This is a genomic window from Enterobacter cloacae complex sp. I3 (assembly GCF_014896175.1).
GTDB classification, from domain to species: domain Bacteria; phylum Pseudomonadota; class Gammaproteobacteria; order Enterobacterales; family Enterobacteriaceae; genus Enterobacter; species Enterobacter bugandensis.
On sequence record NZ_JADBQZ010000001.1, the window covers coordinates 266,574 to 281,834 of the forward strand.

General features: G+C 57.0%; 14 protein-coding genes. 6 read left to right on the plus strand and 8 right to left on the minus strand.

All coding sequences use genetic code 11. The annotated features are described in order from the left end of the window. A complete protein-coding gene (locus IM271_RS01195; protein ID WP_193052033.1) occupies positions 1-183 on the plus strand; it encodes a DUF1869 domain-containing protein in 183 nt (60 codons plus the stop codon). Between the two features lie 39 nt (positions 184-222). On the opposite strand, the gene patD is transcribed toward IM271_RS01195, so the two are convergent. The 7 genes from patD to IM271_RS01230 all read right to left on the minus strand — a co-directional run bounded on the left by patD (position 223) and on the right by IM271_RS01230 (position 7,540). Next, complete coding sequence (gene patD / locus IM271_RS01200; protein ID WP_028013303.1) at positions 223-1,647, minus strand: aminobutyraldehyde dehydrogenase; 1,425 nt, start codon at positions 1,645-1,647, stop codon at positions 223-225. A 24-nt stretch (positions 1,648-1,671) separates the two neighbouring features. Further along, positions 1,672-2,478: an ABC transporter permease gene (locus IM271_RS01205; protein ID WP_193052034.1), complete on the minus strand. Its 807-nt coding sequence runs from the start codon at positions 2,476-2,478 to the stop codon at positions 1,672-1,674. Next, positions 2,468-3,412, minus strand: a complete 945-nt coding sequence (locus IM271_RS01210) for an ABC transporter permease (RefSeq protein WP_028013305.1) — start codon at positions 3,410-3,412, stop codon at positions 2,468-2,470. The genes IM271_RS01205 and IM271_RS01210 overlap by 11 nt, the downstream gene beginning before the upstream one ends. Position 3,413: 1 nt before the next feature. Next, positions 3,414-4,427, minus strand: a complete 1,014-nt coding sequence (locus IM271_RS01215; protein ID WP_028013306.1) for an ABC transporter ATP-binding protein — start codon at positions 4,425-4,427, stop codon at positions 3,414-3,416. Between the two features lie 17 nt (positions 4,428-4,444). Then, positions 4,445-5,590 carry a putative ABC transporter substrate-binding protein YdcS gene (ydcS, locus tag IM271_RS01220; protein ID WP_193052035.1) on the minus strand — a complete coding sequence of 382 codons (1,146 nt, stop codon included), beginning with the start codon at positions 5,588-5,590 and terminating at the stop codon, positions 4,445-4,447. A 270-nt stretch (positions 5,591-5,860) separates the two neighbouring features. After that, complete coding sequence (locus tag IM271_RS01225) at positions 5,861-7,270, minus strand: PLP-dependent aminotransferase family protein (RefSeq protein WP_048959047.1); 1,410 nt, start codon at positions 7,268-7,270, stop codon at positions 5,861-5,863. Between the two features lie 81 nt (positions 7,271-7,351). Then, entirely contained in the window at positions 7,352-7,540 is a 189-nt protein-coding gene (locus IM271_RS01230) for a hypothetical protein (RefSeq protein ID WP_028013309.1), read from the minus strand. Positions 7,541-7,933: 393 nt separating this feature from the next. Between IM271_RS01230 and IM271_RS01235 the strand changes: the two genes are divergently transcribed. From IM271_RS01235 to hslJ, 4 genes are all read left to right on the plus strand, one after another. Next, a complete protein-coding gene (locus tag IM271_RS01235; protein ID WP_047365011.1) occupies positions 7,934-9,334 on the plus strand; it encodes a cytochrome ubiquinol oxidase subunit I in 1,401 nt (466 codons plus the stop codon). Beyond that, positions 9,334-10,344, plus strand: a complete 1,011-nt coding sequence (cydB, locus tag IM271_RS01240) for a cytochrome d ubiquinol oxidase subunit II (RefSeq protein WP_045630504.1) — start codon at positions 9,334-9,336, stop codon at positions 10,342-10,344. The genes IM271_RS01235 and cydB overlap by 1 nt, the downstream gene beginning before the upstream one ends. After that, positions 10,344-10,472: a DUF2474 domain-containing protein gene (locus IM271_RS01245; RefSeq protein ID WP_008501283.1), complete on the plus strand. Its 129-nt coding sequence runs from the start codon at positions 10,344-10,346 to the stop codon at positions 10,470-10,472. Before cydB ends, IM271_RS01245 begins: the two co-directional genes overlap by 1 nt. 126 nt (positions 10,473-10,598) lie before the next feature. Continuing rightward, a complete protein-coding gene (gene hslJ / locus IM271_RS01250) occupies positions 10,599-11,036 on the plus strand; it encodes a heat shock protein HslJ (RefSeq protein ID WP_028013312.1) in 438 nt (145 codons plus the stop codon). Here hslJ and IM271_RS01255 read toward each other — a convergent pair whose 3' ends face one another. Then, the gene (locus IM271_RS01255) at positions 11,037-11,303 is read right to left on the minus strand and encodes a DUF333 domain-containing protein (RefSeq protein WP_028013313.1); all 267 of its coding nucleotides are present in this window, start codon (positions 11,301-11,303) and stop codon (positions 11,037-11,039) included. It abuts the gene before it with no gap. Between the two features lie 271 nt (positions 11,304-11,574). Between IM271_RS01255 and nifJ the strand changes: the two genes are divergently transcribed. Continuing rightward, entirely contained in the window at positions 11,575-15,099 is a 3,525-nt protein-coding gene (nifJ, locus tag IM271_RS01260) for a pyruvate:ferredoxin (flavodoxin) oxidoreductase (protein ID WP_063154247.1), read from the plus strand. The last annotated feature ends 162 nt before the right edge of the window (positions 15,100-15,261 follow it).

Consider the following 15,261-nt stretch of genomic DNA (forward strand, 5'->3'; position numbering starts at 1 on the left):
GTGGGTAAAGCAACGTACACAGTGACCGTGACCAACAACAGCAACGGCGTCTCGGTGGATTACGAAACAGAGGCCCCCATGGAGTTGCTCATCCCCGACATCGCCGCAGACGTAGTAAAAGATCTGGTGAATACCGTCCGCGCTTACGACACGGAAAATGAGCACGAGGTGTGTGGCTGGTAAAGCAAACGCCCGGCGATGCAGACCGCCGGGCATGATTTTCTAATGTTTAATCATAACGTGCCGGACAACCGTATAGTCCTCAAGCCCGTACACCGACATATCCTTTCCATAGCCAGACAATTTCATGCCGCCGTGCGGCATTTCGCTCACCAGCATAAAGTGGGTATTGACCCAGGTGCAGCCGTACTGCAGGCGCGCGCTCAGGCGATGGGCGCGTCCCACGTCTTTCGTCCAGACCGACGACGCCAGGCCGTATTGCGAATCGTTCGCCCAGGCCAGGACCTGCGCTTCATCGTCGAATTCGGTGACGCTCACCACAGGTCCAAACACTTCTCGCTGAACGATGGCATCCTCCTGTTTCGCCCCGGCCAGCAACGTTGGCTGGAAGTAGTAGCCCGCCCCCTCTTTTTTGCTCCCGCCCGTCACCACGCGGATATGGCCGAGGGCTTTCGCCTCGTCAACCGCCTGACAGACGCGTGAAAGATGGGCAGCCGAGCTGAGCGGACCGAGTTCAGTAGACTCATCCTCCGGGGCACCCATTTTGAGGCTGGCCACCGCGGCACCGAGCTTTTCCACCAGCCGGGTGTAGATCCCCTTCTGGGCATAGATACGGCAGGCCGCCGTACAGTCCTGCCCGGCATTGTAGAAACCAAACGTCCGCACGCCTTCTACAACCGCATCCAGGTCGGCGTCATCGAACACGATAACCGGCGCTTTACCGCCCAGCTCCATGTGGGTGCGCTTAATGGAGGACGCCGTGTGGCCGATGATATGCTCCCCGGTGGCAATCGAACCGGTCAGCGACACCATGCGCACTTTTTCATGTCCGGTGAGCGGGTCGCCCACCGTTTTTCCACGGCCAAACAGCACGTTGAGAACGCCAGCCGGGAAGATATCTTTCGCCAGCTCCGCCAGCTTTAACGCCGTTAGCGGCGTGATTTCAGACGGCTTGATGACCACACAGTTACCGGCCGCCAGCGCAGGCGCCAGCTTCCATGCCGCCATCATTAGCGGGTAGTTCCACGGCGCGATAGAGGCAACCACGCCCACCGGGTCGCGGCGGATCATCGACGTGTGGCCGTCAAGATACTCACCCGCGGCCAGCCCGTTCAGGCAGCGGGCCGCCCCGGCGAAGAAACGGAAAACGTCGACCACTGCGGGAATTTCATCGCCCAGCGCACAGTGCAGCGGCTTGCCGCAGTTGAGGGATTCGAGCCGGGCAAACTCTTCGCCATGCGCTTCAATCGCATCCGCGAGCTTCAGCAGGCACTCGGCGCGGGTTTTCGGCGTCGTTTGTCCCCACGCCTCAAAAGCACGGTCGGCGGCCTGAACCGCCGCGTCGACCTGTGCCGCTGACGCTTCAGCAATCTCCAGCAGCACCTCTCCGGTGGCCGGGTTATAGACAGGCTGTTTCTCTCCCTCTCCGGCAACCAGTTCACCCTTTATCAGCAGATGTGTTTGCATAGCATTGTCCTGTTCAAATCAATGTTATTTCCCGTCGCCGGCGATGTTTTCGCCGTCGCGGGTTAGCCACCAGGCTCCCAGAATGGGGATGGTTGTTACCAGCATCACCAGCAGTGCAACGACGTTGGTGACCGGCACGTCGCGCGGACGGCCTAGCTGATTGAGCAACCACAGCGGTAACGTGCGTTCGTGTCCCGCCGTAAAGGTTGTGACGATAATTTCGTCAAACGACAGGGCAAACGCCAGCATTCCCCCGGCCAGCAGCGCGGAGCCCAGGTTGGGCAGCACCACATAGCGGAAGGTTTGCCATCCGTCGGCCCCGAGATCCATCGACGCTTCCACCAGACTCCAGGAGGTGCGTCTGAACCGGGCAATCACGTTATTGAAGACCACCACCACGCAGAACGTGGCATGCCCAACCACAATGGTGAAAAACCCCGGCTCAAGGTTGATTGTTTTGAACGCTGTCAGCAGCGCCAGGCCGGTGATGATCCCCGGCAACGCAATCGGCAGCAGCAGCAATAGCGAGATCGCGTTCTTGCCAAAAAACTCGCTTCGCCAGAGCGCCGCTGCAGCAAGCGTGCCAAGCACAAGGGCTATCGCGGTGGATAGCGCGGCAACCTGAAGTGACAACGTCACCGATTCGATGATATCCCCGCGCCCCGCCGCCGCAGTAAACCACTTCAGCGTCAGCCCCTGAGGCGGAAAGCTGTAGGCAGCATCTTCGGTATTAAAGGCATAGACTGCGATAATCAGCAGCGGGAAGTGCAGGAAGATGACGCCTCCCCACGCTGCCACTTTCAGGAACAGCGGTGCGCGTTCAGAGTGCATCGAATGCTCCCAGACGCTTCACGAACGCCAGATAGAGTGAAATCAGCACGATGGGAACCAGCGTGAACGCGGCGGCCATGGGCATATTGCCGATCGCCCCCTGCTGGGAGTAGACCATGTTACCGATGAAAAACCCCGGCGGCCCGACCAGCTGCGGTACGATGAAATCCCCCAGCGTCAGGGAAAAGGTGAAGATTGAGCCCGCGGCAATGCCCGGGATAGCCAGCGGCAGAACGACATAGCGGAAGGTCTGGCGCGGGCGGGCGCCGAGATCGGCAGAGGCCTGCAGCAGCGAAGCCGGCAGCCGTTCCAGCGCCGCCTGAACGGGCAGGATCATAAACGGCAGCCAGATATAGACGAAGACCAGAAACCGTCCCAGCCCGGAGGTGGATAAGGTGTTGCCACCTACCGCGGGGAGCGTAAGGATCGAGGTCAGGAGCGGCTCCAGCCCCAGGTGGTTGAGGAACCATTGTGCCACGCCGTCCTTCGCCAGCAGCAGCGTCCAGGCGTAGGCTTTGACGATGTAGCTCGCCCACATTGGCAGCATCACGGCGATATAGAAAAACGCTTTCCACTTGCCGCGGGTGTATCGCGCCATGTACCAGGCCATCGGGAACGCCAGAATTGCGCTGGCAATCGTCACCGCAATCGCCATCGTTAACGTGCGCAGGATGATGTCGTAGTTTGCCGGGTTGAAGAGCGCCAGTACGTTCGCCAGGGTCAGATCCGGCGTGACCGCCATGGTGAAATCGTCAAAGGTGTAAAACCCCTGCCACAAAAGTGTCAGCAGCGATCCTAAATAGACGATGCCAAACCACATCAGCGGTGCAAGCAGAAGCAGGAACAGTCCGAGCGACGGTTTACGCCAGAACAGTGACGTAATGCGGCTTATGCGGCCGCGCGGGGCGGGAGGGTGCGCGACACTCATAGCCATTTCACCTCTCCTCCTGCAGGCGAATCATCGCCTCGCGCGACCACGACGCCGTGACGGCCTGCCCCGGCGCAATGCCGCTTAGCGGCGAGAAATCGCTGAGATTGGCCTGGCTCACCAGCAGTTTGGCACCGTCGGCGAGCCTGAGCTCAAGGCGCGTGGCAGCCCCCTGATACTGAACGGCCTGGACGACGCCCTGCACCTGAACCTCACCGCCCTCATTCAGGCGGATATGTTCCGGACGCAGGGAATAGCTGCCCTCCATGCCGCAGACTTTATGCGCAAGGCCTGCATCGAAGACGTTCGAGGTGCCGACAAAACCGGCGACAAACGGCGTGCGCGGGCGCATGTAGAGATCGCGCGGGGTATCGACCTGCTCGATGCGCCCATTATTGAACACCGCCACCCGGTCCGACATGGAGAGGGCTTCACCCTGATCGTGGGTGACGAAAATAAAGGTGATGCCGAGTTCCTGCTGAAGTTTCTTCAGCTCGAACTGCATCTGCTCCCGCAGCTTGAGATCGAGCGCGCCTAACGGCTCGTCGAGCAGCAGGACGCGCGGTTCATTCACCAGCGCCCGCGCGATGGCCACACGCTGGCGCTGGCCTCCGGAAAGCTGCGAAGGCTTGCGGGCGACGGCAAAGCTTAAGCCCACTTTTTCCAGCGCGTCGCGAGCCTGCGCGTGGCGTTTTTTCTTGTCGACGCCTTTCACCATCAGCCCGTAGGCGACGTTATCGAGGATCGACATATGCGGGAACAGCGCGTAATCCTGAAAGACGGTGTTCACGTCCCGCTCCCACGGCGGCAGCGCGCTCGCCTCTTTGCCAAAGATAGATATCGTGCCGCCTGACAGCTGCTCAAAGCCGGCAATCAGACGCAGGCAGGTGGTTTTGCCGGAGCCCGAAGGCCCCAGCATGGAGAAGAATTCTCCGTCACGAACGGCAATGGTGACCCCATCCACCGCCCGCACGTCGCCGTACAGACGGGAAACGTCATTAAACTCTACCGCGTACGTCATGTTCTGCTCCCGGATGATCAACGGCCACCCATGATGGCGATGTAATCCTGCGTCCAGCGGCTGTAAGGCACATATTTTCCGCCTTCTGCGATGGGGGTTTTCCAGAACATGATTTTGTCAAAATAGTTATAACCGTTGGTTTCACAGCCCTTGTCACCCAGCAGCGTGCTGGCCTTACACCCTTCAGGCACGACGGGCAGCGAGCCAAACCATGCCGCCAGATCGCCCTGCACTTTCGGCGTGAGCGACCAGTTCATCCACTTGTAGGCGCACATCGGGTGTTTTGCCTTTGCATGCAGCATGGTGGTATCCGCCCAGCCGGTCACCCCCTCTTTCGGGAAGACGGTGGCAACGGGCTGGTTCTCGCCCTTCAGGGCATTCGCCTGATACGGCCAGGCGCTGGAGGCCACGACGCCTTCATTTTTGAAGTCGCTCATCTGGACGGTGGTGTCATGCCAGTAGCGGTGGATCAGGGCATGCTGGTCGCGAAGTACCTTGAGCACGGCGGCATACTGTTCTTCAGTGAGCTGATACGGGTCGCTAATACCCAGCTGCGGCTGCGTGGCTTTGACGAACAGCGCCGCATCGGCGATATAAATCGGACCGTCGTACGCCTGCACGCGTCCCTGATTGGTTTTGCCGTCCGGCAGATCCTGCTTCGTAAAGACCACGCTCCAGCTGTCCGGCGGCGTCGGGAAGGTTTTGGTGTTGTACATCAACAGATTGGGCCCCCACTGATACGGCGTGCCGTAGACCTTGCCGCCCACGTTAAACCACTCGCCCTTCACGATGCGCGGGTCAAGAGTTTTCCAGTTGGGGATCAGTTCCGGGTTAATCGGCTGAACGCGTTTTCCCATAATCAGGCGGAGCGAGGCATCACCTGACGCGGTGACAAGGTCGTAACCTCCCTTCGCCATCAGGCTGACCATTTCATCGGACGTGGCCGCCGTTTTAACGTTGACCGCGCAGCCGGTCTCTTTTTCAAACTGGGTAACCCAGTCATAATTTTTATCCGTCTGTCCGCGTTCGATGTACCCCGGCCAGGCGATAATATCCAGTCGGCCTTCACCGTCGCCAATGGCCTTTGGTGGTTCTGCGGCTTGCGCGGTCATGATAGTCATGCCGAGCGCGCACAGGCTGCTGCGGGCAAATTTTTTGCTCATAAGAGTTACTCCTGTCGCAATGAAATTTAGCGGCAGCCGTGCCGTAAAAATATCTCCCTTATTAAACGTAGACCGCGCAAATGCGCCGCACCGTTCGGCTTAAGGAAATTTCATCAAGGTGTGACCGAGGACGCATTCCCCGTTAACTGGATTATAGACAAGGAGTTAGCCGCGAAAGCCGGTATGCAGATTTCATATGATATGGCACCGCAAAATATTTGCCGTGCCGTCGTCAGGATAAGAAATGATTATTTAAATAAAGGGGAAAAGTTATTCCATCATTGTGCTAATTAATTTACCTAACTGAATGACCGCCTGCTCTTCCCGCTCGCCCCACGCCCAGGACGTATTAAACCGGAAGAACGGCGTCCACGCGTCAGAGGTGGAAAACATCTTTCCGGGCGCAATGCTGATATGGTGCGTTAAGGCCTTTTCGCTCAGCAGCCCCGCGTCCAGCTGCGCAGGTAGCTCCAGCCATAAAAAATAGCCGCTGTCGTTGTGGTGGATTTTGACACCGGCGGGCATATGGCGCAGAAGCGACTGCCACGCCTGCTGTTTTCGCTCTGCGAGGGTTCGTCGCAGGCGGCGCAGATGGGCGTCGTAGCGTTTTGTCGCCAGATAGTCCACCAGCGCCAGCTGCATGGGGGAACTGGTTGAAAGCGTGCTCATCAGCTGCAGCTGCTGAATGCGGCGCGCGTGTTTTCCTGCCGCCACCCAGCCGATGCGAAACCCCGCCACCAGGCATTTTGAAAAGGAAGAGCAGTGAAGCGTCATATCTACCCGGTCCCAGGCTTTGGCCGGAAGCGGTTTTTCGCGACCAAAATAGAGCTCGCTGTAGACATCGTCCTCGATCAAAGTGACGTTGTGCTCCGTCAGGAGCGCGACCAGACGCGCTTTTTTTTCCGCACTCAGCGTAAAGCCAAGCGGGTTTTGGCCGTTGGTCATGAGCCAGCAGGCTTTTACGGGGTAGTCGTTCAGCGCCTGCTCCAGCGCATTCAGATCGATACCCTCCCGGACGTCTGTGGCGACCGACAGCGCTTTTAGCTTCAGACGCTCCAGCGCCTGCAGCGCGCCGTAAAAACACGGGTTTTCAACAATCACCCAGTCTCCTGGCTCCGTCACCGCCTGCAAACTCAGGTTGAGGGCCTCAAGGGCGCCTGCGGTAATGACGATCTCGTCCGGCGAGATGTTCATCCCCTGCTGCGCATAACGGCGCGCAATGGCGTGACGGAGTTCAGCGTTACCGGGCGGCAGGTTCTCAATCACACTCATTGCGGTAGCGGTTTTACTGACGTTTGCCAGCGAGCGGTTGAGCTGCTGAAGCGGGAAAAGCCGGGGGTCGGGAAACGCGGAGGCGAAAGGAACAACGGACGGATCTCGGCTGGCCTGTAAGACCTCGAAGATATAGGTGTTGATATCTACCGCTTCATCACGCATTACCTGGGCAGGCGGCGCAGGCTGTTGTGCGGTCGGGCGCGAGGCAACGTAATAGCCCGACTGCGGCCTGGCGACAATGCGCCCCTGACTTTCCAGCATCTGATACGCGTGGCCAACGGTCATAAAGCTCATGCCGCTGCTTGCCACCTGCTCTCGCAGGGAAGGCAGCTTATCGCCTGGCAGCCAAACGCCAAGCTCAATCTGCGAGATAATTTGTTGCGCCAGACGCTGGTATTTTTTCATCAGATTCTCCTTATTGCCGACAGTGTATATCAGCAGGAGAAAAAGAGAAGATTTTGCTAACTGTTATAGTTTAAGTAAAAATTACTTACGGTACTCGGTAACGTGGCTTTGCGCCTGACGCGCAGCGGCCAGGTGATCGAGCGTGATCATTGACGATTTGCAAAAGATGCATTTCGCACCGAGCGGGTTTTTCTCAGATACATCAAAGACTGAGGTACGGTACTGCGAGCCATGACAGCATGGGCAGCGGAAATGGATATAAGAAGTCATAGGATTCTCCTGTGAACGTAAAAACGTAAATTACTCATGAGCCGATCAGGCAATAATGGTTTTAAACAAAACTAATCGGAATGTAGATAAAGACCCAAGAGAGGCTGCGGAGAGGCACAACGTGATGAGAACTGCTTTATGAAACTACGTCAGATATTTTTTTGGACTCAAAACCAGAAGACCATTAACGCACGGCGATGACGACAAAGCAAGCGGTTTAATGCCTAAAATTCATAAAAATAGTGTTTTTATTCCTCGTTGGCGAGGTATATCTGATAGCTAAAGCATGCGTTTTATGCCAACTGTTATGGTTAAAAATCACTTTTCTGCGTCTGAAAGTCCGAACGTTGCCCCTATAGCATAACAGTACACCGTTTGACATTGAGGCTGTGCATGTTTGGTTTAGATGCTTTTCACCTTGCGCGGATACAGTTTGCCTTTACCGTATCCTTTCACATTATTTTCCCGGCCATCACTATCGGCCTGGCCAGCTATCTGGCCGTGCTCGAAGGGCTGTGGCTGAAAACAAAAAATCCGGTCTGGCGCTCGCTGTACCATTTCTGGTCGAAGATTTTTGCCGTCAACTTTGGCATGGGCGTGGTCTCCGGGCTGGTGATGGCCTACCAGTTTGGCACCAACTGGAGCGGCTTTTCGCAGTTTGCAGGCAGCATTACCGGCCCGCTGCTGACCTATGAAGTGCTTACCGCCTTCTTCCTCGAAGCCGGGTTCCTCGGCGTGATGCTGTTCGGCTGGAATAAAGTGGGGCCAGGGCTGCACTTCTTCTCCACCTGCATGGTGGCGCTGGGCACCATTATCTCAACCTTCTGGATCCTCTCCTCGAACAGCTGGATGCAGACCCCGCAAGGCTACGAGATCGTCAACGGACAGGTGGTACCGGTGGACTGGTTCGCCGTGGTATTTAACCCCTCCTTCCCCTACCGCCTGCTGCATATGTCGATTGCGGCATTCCTGAGTAGCGCCCTGTTTGTCGGTGCATCCGCGGCATGGCATCTGCTGCGCGGGAATAATACCCCTGCCATTCGGGCGATGTTTTCGATGGCGCTGTGGATGACGCTGATTGTTGCCCCCATCCAGGCCCTGGTTGGCGATATGCACGGGTTGAACACCTTAAAGCATCAGCCGGCCAAGATTGCCGCTATTGAAGGCCATTGGGAAAATCCGCCGGGCGAGCCTACCCCACTGCTGCTGTTTGGCTGGCCTGACATGGAGCAGGAACGCACCCGCTTTGGAGTGGCGATCCCGGCGCTGGGTAGCCTCATCCTGACGCACAGCCTGGATAAACAGGTCCCTGCGCTAAAAGAGTTTCCAAAGGAAGACCGTCCTAATTCCACCATCGTCTTCTGGTCGTTCCGCATTATGGCGGGTTTAGGGATGCTGATGCTGCTGCTTGGAGTAGTGGCGCTTTGGCTGCGTTATAAAAAGCGGGTTTATTCTTCGCGTCCGTTCCTGTGGTTTGCCCTGCTGATGGGGCCATCCGGGCTGATTGCCATTCTGGCCGGATGGGTTACCACCGAAGTCGGCCGCCAGCCGTGGGTGGTCTACGGACTCCAGCGAACGAAGGATGCGGTTTCAGCCCATGGTGACCTGCATATGAGCGTGAGCCTGCTGGCCTTCTTCGTCGTCTATACCTCGGTATTCGGCGTGGGCTATAGCTATATGGTGCGCCTCATCCGAAAAGGCCCGCAGCCGCATGAATCGTTCGCCACCGAGTCCGATGGACGCCCGGCGCGCCCGCTTTCTGCCGTCACAGCTGAACATAAGGAGCAGCCATAATGGGTATCGATCTTTCCATTATCTGGTTTGTCATCATCGTCTTTGCCACGCTGATGTATATCGTCATGGACGGGTTTGATCTGGGAATCGGTATTCTGTTCCCGGCAACACAAAACGCCGACGATCGCGACGTGATGGTCAACAGCGTCGCACCGGTCTGGGACGGCAATGAGACCTGGTTGGTGCTAGGTGGTGCCGCCCTGTTCGGTGCATTCCCACTGGCCTATGCGGTGATTGTTGATGCTCTGACCATTCCGCTGACGTTAATGCTGATTGGACTTATATTCCGCGGCGTGGCGTTTGAATTTCGCTTTAAAGCCACGCCGGCCCACCGTCCTTTCTGGGATAAGGCGTTTATTGGCGGTTCCGTTCTGGCGACCTTTACCCAGGGCGTGACGGTAGGTGCCGTCATTAACGGCTTTAGCGTCACTGGCAGAACGTATACCGGCGGACCGTTTGACTGGTTTACCGCGTTTAACCTGTTCTGCGGCGCGGGTCTGGTGGTGGCCTACGCGCTGTTAGGCTCAACCTGGCTGGTGATGAAAAGCGAAAATGCGCTGCAGCAGCGGATGCGTGAGGTATCGAAAACGCTGTTAATCGTGCTTCTGGCGTTTATCGCAGCGATCAGCCTCTGGACGCCGCTGGCACACCCGGCCATCGCGGCGCGCTGGTTTACGCTGCCGAATCTGTTTTATCTGCTGCCAGTCCCTGCCCTGGTCGTCATGTTTAGCTTCTACCAGTGGCGCTGCTTGAGTAATCCTGACAGCCATGCTCGCCCGTTTATTCTGACGCTGGGGCTAATATTTCTCGGCTTTAGCGGGCTTGGGATCAGCATCTGGCCGCATATCATACCGCCGTCGATCACCCTGTGGCAGGCCGCCGCGCCGACGCAAAGCCAGGGCTTTATGCTGGTGGGCGCGCTGTTGATCATTCCCGTTATTCTGGTCTACACCTTCTGGAGCTACTACGTATTTCGCGGCAAAGTTCAGCCTGGGGAGGGTTATCACTGATGCAACAACCTGTCTGGAAAAGATTGCTGTGGCTGGCCATTATCTGGGGCGGCAGCGTTCTTGCGCTGGCAGCAGTCAGCATGCTCTTTCGCATGCTGATGACGGCTGCCGGGTTTAAATCGCATTAAACTTCATTCCGGGCAGCCCTGCGCTGCCCGGCACCACCCCGCACTTTCAGATAAACCCCATTAACGCACCGCAGAGTATCGTTACACTGGTAAAAGATTCACAGAATTTATTATTAGAGAAGAAAAATGAAAAAGCTCATCGCGTTAAGTGTTATCAGCCTTGTCCTCAGCGGCTGCGTTAATCCGGGCAAAGCATCCGTTCAGCCGGATCAGCTGAAGAGCCACCGTTTTGTTCTGGAAAACGTGGACGGCAAATCCGTGAAGGGCATGACAACGCAGCCTGAGATCGCTTTTAATGCGCTTCCCGACATTAGCCTCATTGATAACATTAGCGTTTCGGGCCAGATGTGTAACCGCTTCAACGGGCAGGGAAAGCTGTCCGAAGGTGAGCTGAAAGTGAAAACGCTGGCGATGACCCGCAAACTTTGTACCGAACCACAGCTTAACGAGCTGGATCAGGCCATCGGCGACATGCTGCGCAAAGGGGCGCAGGTCGACCTGACTGAAGACCAGCTGACGCTGGCGACGGCCGATAAGACGCTGATGTTTAAGCGAGCAGAATAATCAGTAGCTACCGCAGCTTCCAACGGCAAGCGACTGTTCACTGCAGCGTTTGCCGTTTGGCAAGGCGCACATCCCAATAGCCGAACCGTCAAGCTGGCGGGCAACAGACAGCGAGCCGCCAATCATGGCGCAGTTGGCCTGGCCTGAACTGGACATTGCCGCTTTCATTCCCGGCGCCACGTGGGCCGCCGTGGCCTGCTGCACAGGTTCACTGCTACATGCCGACAACAACAACGCGGCACACCCTACCCAAAATGCTGAACGCATGCTCTCTTCCCCGTAATTAGTGCGAAACCTAAGCATAATAGGCATCACATCCCGTGTCGTCGAGAGCGGAAGTGCGTATTTATGCGCCGCTGAAACAATTTCTCGCAATTTTTTCGCCCTAAGTTTGATCTAACCATTGATGGTGGGAATACCGAGGACACAAAAGCGAAAATCGTAAAACCCCCTGTTTGCTAGACTACACAGATAATATTCAGGGTTTGTCGCCTTATGACAGCCCCCTATTTTTTGCGCAATGTAAGGGTGTCGTCCTATGCAAACTATTGACGGTAATGGTGCAGTTGCCTCAGTCGCGTTTCGCACCAGTGAAGTTATCGCCATTTATCCGATCACGCCAAGTTCAACTATGGCCGAGCAGGCGGATGCCTGGGCGGGAAACGGGTTAAAAAACGTCTGGGGCGATGTCCCGAGAGTGGTTGAAATGCAGTCTGAAGCGGGTGCGATTGCTACGGTCCACGGTGCGCTGCAGACTGGCGCGCTTTCCACCTCGTTCACCTCCTCTCAGGGATTGCTGTTGATGATCCCAACGCTGTACAAACTCGCGGGACAACTGACCCCCTTCGTCCTGCACGTCGCGGCGCGTACGGTGGCCACCCACGCACTCTCAATTTTTGGCGATCACTCGGACGTGATGGCCGTGCGCCAGACCGGGTGCGCGATGCTGTGCGCCAGCAGCGTTCAGGAAGCGCAGGACTTTGCCTTAATTTCGCATATCGCCACGCTTAAAAGTCGCGTGCCGTTTATTCACTTCTTTGATGGTTTCCGCACCTCTCACGAAATCAACAAAATCGTCCCGCTGGCTGACGAGACTATCCTGGATCTGCTGCCGCAGGCGGAAATTGACGCGCATCGCGCCCGCGCCCTTAACCCGGAACATCCGGTAATTCGCGGGACATCGGCAAACCCGGATACTTATTTCCAGTCACGCGAGGCCACAAACCCGTGGTACAACGCGGTTTATGACCACGTCGAGCAGGCAATGAATGACTTTGCCGCCGCAACCGGACGCGAGTACAAGCCGTTCGAATACTACGGCCATCCGCAGGCTGAGCGCGTGATTGTGCTGATGGGATCTGCTATCGGCACCTGTGAAGAAGTCGTTGACGAGCTGCTGACCCGCGGCGAAAAGGTCGGCGTGCTTAAAGTGCGTCTTTACCGCCCGTTCTCGGCTAAACATCTGCTCTCTGCCCTGCCGGAAAGCGCGCGTACCGTGGCGGTGCTCGATCGAACCAAAGAGCCTGGCGCACACGCGGAACCGCTGTATCTTGACGTGATGACCGCCCTCGCTGAAGCCTTTAATAACGGCGAACGTGAAACGCTACCGCGCGTTATCGGCGGTCGCTATGGCCTGTCTTCCAAAGAGTTTGGCCCGGACTGCGTGCTGGCCGTGTTTAACGAGCTAAGGGAAGCGAAACCTAAGCCGCGTTTCACGGTCGGCATTTATGATGACGTAACGAATCTTTCCCTGCCTTTACCGGAAAATACCCTGCCTGCGACAGCCAAACTTGAAGCGCTGTTCTACGGCCTGGGCAGCGACGGCAGCGTCTCGGCCACCAAAAACAACATCAAGATCATCGGCAATTCAACCCCGTGGTACGCGCAGGGTTACTTCGTCTACGACTCCAAGAAAGCCGGCGGTCTGACCGTTTCTCACCTGCGCGTCAGCGAGCAGCCCATCCGCTCGGCCTACCTTATTTCTCAGGCCGACTTTGTTGGCTGCCATCAGCTGCAGTTTATCGACAAGTACCAGATGGCTGAGCGCCTTAAGCCCGGCGGTATTTTCCTCCTCAATACGCCATACAATGCGGATGAGGTCTGGGCGCGCCTGCCGCAGGAAGTACAGACGGTGCTGAATCAGAAAAAAGCCCGATTCTATGTGGTTAACGCGGCGAAAATTGCCCGCGAATGTGGCCTGGCCGCGCGTATTAATACCGTCATGCAAATGGCCTTCTTCCATCTGACCAATATCCTGCCGGGCGACAGCGCGCTGGTGGAACTTCAGGGCGCCATCGCCAAAAGCTACAGCAGCAAGGGGCAGGAGCTGGTAGAGCGAAACTGGCAGGCGCTGGCGCTGGCGCGCGAGTCGCTGTTCGAGGTGCCGCTGCAGCCGGTCAATGACGCCAGCCCGAATCGCCCTCCGGTGGTCTCGGATGCCGCACCTGATTTCGTGAAGACCGTCACGGCCGCCATGCTGGCCGGGCTGGGTGACGCCCTGCCCGTCTCTGCGCTGCCGCCGGACGGAACCTGGCCGATGGGCACCACCCGCTGGGAAAAACGCAACATCGCCGAAGCGATCCCCATCTGGAAAGAAGAACTCTGTACCCAGTGTAACCACTGCGTCGCGGCCTGCCCGCACTCGGCCATTCGCGCCAAAGTGGTGTCACCGGAAGCAATGGAAGATGCCCCGGCCAGCCTGCACTCTCTGGATGTAAAATCCCGCGACATGCGCGGCCAGAAATACGTTCTGCAGGTCGCACCGGAAGACTGCACCGGGTGTAACCTGTGCGTTGAGGTCTGCCCGGCGAAGGACAGGCAGAACCCGGACATCAAAGCCATCAATATGATGTCGCGCCTTGAACACGTTGAAGAAGAAAAAGTGAATTATGATTTCTTCCTGAACCTGCCGGAAATCGATCGCAGCAAGCTGGAACGCATTGATATTCGTACCTCGCAGCTGATCACGCCGCTGTTCGAGTACTCCGGCGCATGCTCCGGCTGCGGTGAAACGCCGTACATCAAACTGCTTACCCAGCTGTATGGTGACAGGATGCTGATTGCCAACGCCACCGGCTGCTCGTCTATCTATGGCGGTAACCTGCCCTCCACGCCGTACACCACCGATGCGAATGGGCGCGGTCCGGCATGGGCTAACTCGTTATTCGAGGATAACGCCGAATTTGGCCTGGGCTTCCGACTCACCGTTGACCAGCACCGCGCGCGCGTGATGCGCCTGCTTGAACAATTTGCCGATAAGATCCCGGCTGAACTTAACGCGGCGCTACACGCAGAAGCCACGCCAGAGGTTCGTCGCGAGCAAGTAGCTGCACTTCGCAGCGCACTCAAGGGAATTGACGGCGCTGAACAGCTTCTGACCGACGCTGACGCCCTGGTCGAAAAATCGATCTGGCTGATTGGCGGTGACGGCTGGGCTTACGACATCGGCTTTGGCGGGCTGGATCATGTGTTAAGCCTGACCGAAAACGTCAACATTCTGGTTCTGGATACGCAATGTTATTCCAATACCGGTGGGCAGGCATCGAAAGCCACGCCGCTGGGCGCCGTCACGAAATTTGGTGAACACGGTAAACGCAAGGCACGTAAGGATCTCGGCGTGAGCATGATGATGTACGGCCACGTTTACGTCGCGCAAATCTCGCTGGGGGCGCAGCTTAACCAGACGGTGAAAGCCATTCAGGAGGCTGAAGCGTATCCGGGGCCGTCGCTGATCATTGCCTACAGCCCGTGCGAAGAGCATGGCTACGACCTGGCCCTAAGCCACGATCAGATGCGTCAGCTGACGGCCACCGGCTTCTGGCCGCTCTACCGGTTCGATCCGCGCCGTGCGGACGAGGGCAAATTACCGCTGGCGCTAGATTCACGTCCGCCGTCAGATGCCCTGGCAGAGACGCTGATGCAGGAACAGCGCTTCCGCCGTCTGAATGCGCAACAGCCTGAGGTGGCAGAACAGCTCTGGAAAGACGCCGCCGAAGATCTGCAAAAACGGTATGACTTCCTGGCACAAATGGCGGGTAAAGCCGAAAAATCAACCAGCGACTAACTCCACTGCCCGGCTTGTCCGGGCATTTTTTTGCCATAAAAAAAGCCCGATGTCTTCACATCGGGCTAATCCAGATAATTAATGAATCTCTCTTTAGTTTCCCAAATGACATTCACGATAATTATGGATAAATAATCTTAAAGGCATATAACGGGGCAGAGA

Excerpts from the sequence above, each read along its gene's own strand:
- hslJ (WP_028013312.1), top strand. The coding sequence starts at position 10,599 with ATGAAAAAGCTCATCGCGTTAAGTGTTATCAGCCTTGTCCTCAGCGGC.
- IM271_RS01255 (WP_028013313.1), bottom strand. The coding sequence starts at position 11,303 with ATGCGTTCAGCATTTTGGGTAGGGTGTGCCGCGTTGTTGTTGTCGGCA.
- cydB (WP_045630504.1), top strand. The coding sequence starts at position 9,334 with ATGGGTATCGATCTTTCCATTATCTGGTTTGTCATCATCGTCTTTGCC.
- IM271_RS01225 (WP_048959047.1), bottom strand. The coding sequence starts at position 7,270 with ATGAAAAAATACCAGCGTCTGGCGCAACAAATTATCTCGCAGATTGAG.
- IM271_RS01245 (WP_008501283.1), top strand. The coding sequence starts at position 10,344 with ATGCAACAACCTGTCTGGAAAAGATTGCTGTGGCTGGCCATTATCTGG.
- IM271_RS01205 (WP_193052034.1), bottom strand. The coding sequence starts at position 2,478 with ATGCACTCTGAACGCGCACCGCTGTTCCTGAAAGTGGCAGCGTGGGGA.
- IM271_RS01235 (WP_047365011.1), top strand. The coding sequence starts at position 7,934 with ATGTTTGGTTTAGATGCTTTTCACCTTGCGCGGATACAGTTTGCCTTT.
- IM271_RS01215 (WP_028013306.1), bottom strand. The coding sequence starts at position 4,427 with ATGACGTACGCGGTAGAGTTTAATGACGTTTCCCGTCTGTACGGCGAC.
- ydcS (WP_193052035.1), bottom strand. The coding sequence starts at position 5,590 with ATGAGCAAAAAATTTGCCCGCAGCAGCCTGTGCGCGCTCGGCATGACT.
- patD (WP_028013303.1), bottom strand. The coding sequence starts at position 1,647 with ATGCAAACACATCTGCTGATAAAGGGTGAACTGGTTGCCGGAGAGGGA.
- nifJ (WP_063154247.1), top strand. The coding sequence starts at position 11,575 with ATGCAAACTATTGACGGTAATGGTGCAGTTGCCTCAGTCGCGTTTCGC.
- IM271_RS01210 (WP_028013305.1), bottom strand. The coding sequence starts at position 3,412 with ATGGCTATGAGTGTCGCGCACCCTCCCGCCCCGCGCGGCCGCATAAGC.
- IM271_RS01230 (WP_028013309.1), bottom strand. The coding sequence starts at position 7,540 with ATGACTTCTTATATCCATTTCCGCTGCCCATGCTGTCATGGCTCGCAG.